The sequence below is a fragment of the Leucobacter sp. M11 genome (assembly GCF_035726885.1).
Lineage (GTDB): Bacteria > Actinomycetota > Actinomycetes > Actinomycetales > Microbacteriaceae > JAPFRB01.
Map to the genome: position 1 here is coordinate 95,573 of NZ_JAPFRB010000003.1, position 3,945 is coordinate 99,517.

At 67.7% G+C, this 3,945-nt stretch carries 4 protein-coding genes and 1 tRNA gene; 1 reads left to right on the top strand and 4 read right to left on the bottom strand.

Features of this window, described 5'->3' with window-relative positions; all coding sequences use genetic code 11:
• Positions 1-31: 31 nt before the first annotated feature.
• The 4 genes from OOT08_RS08700 to OOT08_RS08715 all read right to left on the bottom strand — a co-directional run bounded on the left by OOT08_RS08700 (position 32) and on the right by OOT08_RS08715 (position 2,976).
• Positions 32-499: a hypothetical protein gene (locus tag OOT08_RS08700; RefSeq protein WP_325092241.1), complete on the bottom strand. Its 468-nt coding sequence runs from the start codon at positions 497-499 to the stop codon at positions 32-34.
• Between the two features lie 194 nt (positions 500-693).
• Positions 694-785 (bottom strand) — tRNA-Ser (locus OOT08_RS08705).
• Positions 786-882: 97 nt separating this feature from the next.
• Positions 883-2,184 (bottom strand): LCP family protein, encoded by a 1,302-nt coding sequence (locus OOT08_RS08710; protein WP_325092243.1) that lies wholly within the window; start codon positions 2,182-2,184, stop codon positions 883-885.
• A 189-nt stretch (positions 2,185-2,373) separates the two neighbouring features.
• The gene (locus OOT08_RS08715) at positions 2,374-2,976 is read right to left on the bottom strand and encodes a TetR/AcrR family transcriptional regulator (RefSeq protein WP_325092245.1); all 603 of its coding nucleotides are present in this window, start codon (positions 2,974-2,976) and stop codon (positions 2,374-2,376) included.
• A gap of 190 nt (positions 2,977-3,166) precedes the next feature.
• Here OOT08_RS08715 and OOT08_RS08720 point away from each other — a divergent pair.
• A partial coding sequence (locus OOT08_RS08720; RefSeq protein ID WP_325092247.1) for an FAD-dependent oxidoreductase occupies positions 3,167-3,945 on the top strand: 779 nt, incomplete at its 3' end.

Consider the following 3,945-nt stretch of genomic DNA (forward strand, 5'->3'; position numbering starts at 1 on the left):
AGCACCCTCGGTCGGGTGTTCCTGAGCAGTCCTAGCGGGTCGCGCTGTAGGTCTTTTCCCACACCAGGTCGCCGTTCGGGTTCAGGTACCGGTAGGTCACCTGGGGGTTGTCCGTGATCCCGGCCTTCTCCATCTCGGGGAGCAGGGTGCTGTCGCTGAGCTCCTGGAGCGTCGAGGAGAGCTGCTCAAAGCCGGCCTCCGCGGCGCTGGGGTCAACGGCCTCCGCGTAGACGTACTCGTAGATCACGGTGCTCGGGTACTCGGCGACCCCGCGAACGTCCGTGTACATGCCAGGAGCGCTGTCCATGATCATGTCTTTCTGGCTGTTGATCTCGTCGATGATCCGGTCCAGGTCCGCGTTCGTCTCGGCGGGCGCGCTCTGGGACTGCTCGACGTCCGAGGGGACGCCCTGGGTCTGGGGTGCGGAGCACCCGAAGAGGGTGAGAGAGGCCGCAAGCAGCAGCGCTCCGGGGGCGAGCGTGCGAGTGAGGTTCTTCAATGTGGCTCCTGACTGAGTGACAAACAAAACCTCAATAGGATGACACACACCTGGCCCTCAGCCGAATCACAGTTCAATCACCGAACGACGCGTTCCGGCCCCCGTCACCCCGGGCACCGGACTCGGGGCCGCCCCGGATCCGTCCGGCTGCACTCGAAAACGCCCCCGGAACCGTGTGGTTCCGAGGGCGTCCGTGGCGGAGTCGGAGGGATTTGAACCCTCGGTCCCCTTTCGAGGACTCCACCTTAGCAGGGTGGTGCACTAGGCCTGACTATGCGACGACTCCATGTGCGCAATGGCACGTGTTCAATCATAGGGGAGAGTGTCGGACACCGGAAATCGAGACCGCGGTTCGCCCGTTTTTCCGGGACCGCCCCGCGGTCCTAGTACTGGGTTCGCCCCGCGGAGCAGGTCACGGTCGCCGCGGACTGCCCCGTCACGTTGTCGGAGAGCTGCGTTGGTCCGGGCTTCGGGGTCTCCGCGCCCGGGGCGGGCGTCGTGCCCTCCGGGGTCTCGCTCGGCACGTCCTCGGCCGGGACCTCACCCTCCACGGGCGGGGCCTCCTCGCCCTCGGGGGCGGTCGCCTCGATCGTCTCGCCGTCCTTGAGTTCGGCCGCGGCCCCCGTGCCGCCGACCTCGAAGCGCTCGCCGGCCTTGATCACATCAAGCATGATTTGGGCGGAGGCGTAATCGGGGGTGAGGCGGCCGCTCTGGTACGGGTGCGTGCCGCTCGGGTACTGCACGAAGTTGATCCGGTCGAGGTCGATGTCCTTGATCGCACCCGCGATCTGCTGGAGCACCGGCACGGAGTTCAGGCCCTCGGTGAGGGTCACGTTCTCGGCCGTGGCCTTCGCGAGCTGGTACACCTTCATCGGGTTCGAGAGGGTGTCGGCGTCCTTAATCTTGCGCACCATCGCGGACATGAAGACCTGTTGGTTCGAGATGCGACTCGTATCGCCGCCGTTGCCGACGCCGTAGCGAGTGCGCAGGAACTGGAGCGCCTCAACGCCCTTCAGGGTGATGTCACCCGCGGGCAGATCGAGGTCCGTGTTTGGGTCGACGATGGGCTGCGTCAGGCAGACATCCACGCCACCGACCGCGTTCGACATCGCGATCACGCCGTCGAAGGAGATCAGCCCGGCGTAGGGGATGTCGATCCCCGTCAGCTCCTCGACCGTGCGCACGGTGCAGGGCAGCCCGCCGTAGGAAATCGCGGAGTTGATCTGCTGCTCGCTCATGGAGTCGTAGTACTCGTCCTCGGTGTCCTCGATGGGACAGTTGGGGATGGGCACCATCAGGTCGCGCGGAAAGCTGATCACGGTGGCGTTTTTGTGGTCCGCCGAGACGTGCAGGAGCAGGAGCACATCGGTGAGCTCGCCCTCCTCGCCGTCGTCAATGCTCTGACCCTCGCGGGAGTCCGTGCCGGCGAGCAGGATGTTCAGCTCGCCCTCCTTGGCGCTGATCTGCGCCCCGTCTGGCACGTCGTTGCCGAGGTTCACGGTGGGCTTCAGCCGCGTGGAGATGTCCCAGGCCGCGTACGCCCCGATGGAGACCGCGCTGATGCCGAGCACGAGGGCGCTCGTCAGGATGCCCTTCGCCACGTTCCGAACGGCGCTGGAACGACGCTGCTTTCCGTGCCGCACGTTCGAGCGTCGCTCGCTCGTGCCCTTCGGTGCTTTCGCCATGCCTCTCCCAATTTGTTCTGCGCCCGAAGCCTGATCGCGGGTCGCACCCAGTCGAAGCTACTGCGGGTCTCTGGAGAACCACTGGACGCTCCGTGCGCGTTCCGTGTGCGTCCGCTCACGCGGGCACCGGGCATCGGGGGCCCGGGCCACCCGATGGCTCAATGCTACCGCGCCGCGGCGGCACCCCGATTAGGGGGTCGCGTCGCCCTCGATCAGTTCCTCCGCGATACCCAGGGAATCGGGATCGTAATTATCGATCAGGGACAGCTGCAGGATCCGCGCGTAAAACTGGCTGATCATCCGACCGGCCAAGCCCGCCGCGGCCTCGGGCGCGACCCCAGCACCCGGCCCATGCGCGTCCCGGAGCCAGCGCTCGGCGTAGCCCTCGAGGACCTCGAAGGCCCGGTGATAGACCGCGTTCACGGTCTCCCGGACCACGGGGTTCGTGACGGCCTCTGCCCACACCTGCACCAGGAGACCGACCGGAAACGGCGCCCCGCGAATGCGGGCGGTGATCATCGAGAGCAGCTCGTCCGGGGCCGGGGGCGGCGAGAGCTGGGAGGCCACCTCAACCCCGGAAAACATGGCATCGAAGGTGCCCTGGGCCACGAACGCGATGATCTCGGCCTTGCTCTCGAAGTGCGTGTAGATCGCTCCGGAGGACAGCCCGGAGGCCCGAATAATGTTCGCCATCGAGGTGGAGTGGATGCCGTGCTGAGCGAATTGCTCGACCGCGGCTCGGGCAATCTGCTCACGCCTGGCCAGTCGGTGCGCTGGAGTGATTCTGGGCACTGACCGCCTCCTGTCGGAACCGGCCCGCAACGCGGGACGGGGGACTCTCCAATGTATCAGCGCGTCCCCTCGGGGGCACCGGCAGACTGCCGGGGCGGAGGGGCCGGCCCGAAATGGTCCTTGCGAGAGACGGGGACCTGGTCTTACATAACAGAACGATTATTCGTTTTACATGAGGGAGACATCAGCAATGACCGAAGAACGGTTCACCCATCGCCGGACCACCTCCGTGCTCGTGATCGGCGCCGGCGGCGCCGGACTCCGCGCGGCGATCGAGCTGCGAGAGCTCGGCGTAGACGTGCTCGTCCTTAGCAAGCGACCGAGGCACGACGCGCACACGACCCTCGCCGCCGGCGGGGTCAACGCCGCGCTCGGCACCGTCGACCCCGAGGACAGCTGGCGGCAGCACGCCGCCGACACCATCACCGAGGGCTACGGCCTCTCCGATCCACGCATCGTGGAGATCGTGACCTCGAACGCGGCGCGGGGCATCGCCGACCTGGAGCACTACGGGATGCGCTTCGCCCGCGAGGCCGACGGCCGGATCTCCCAGCGCTTCTTCGGCGCGCACACCTTCCGGCGCACGGCCTTCAGCGGGGACTACACGGGCCTGGAGATCCAGCGCACCCTGGTCCGCCGCGCGGAACAGCTCGGCGTGCCCATCCTCGACACCGTCTGCGTCACCCGAATCCTCGCCGAGGACGGGCGGGCCTGCGGGGCCTACGGCTTCGACTCGGTGACGGGCACCCCCGTGCTCGTGCGCTCCGACGCCGTCATCCTCGCCGCGGGCGGGCACACCCGCATCTGGCGGCGCAGCTCCTCCCGACGCGACGAGAACACGGGCGACGCCTTTCGCCTGGCCGCCCTGGCCGGGGCCCGGATCCGGGACCCCGAGCTCGTCCAGTTCCATCCGAGCGGGCTGCTGGAGCCCGCGAGCGACGCGGGCACCCTCGTGTCCGAGGCCGCCCG

Bases quoted from the DNA above. Each gene is read 5' to 3' on its own strand.
- OOT08_RS08710 (WP_325092243.1), bottom strand. From the start codon at position 2,184: ATGGCGAAAGCACCGAAGGGCACGAGCGAGCGACGCTCGAACGTGCGG.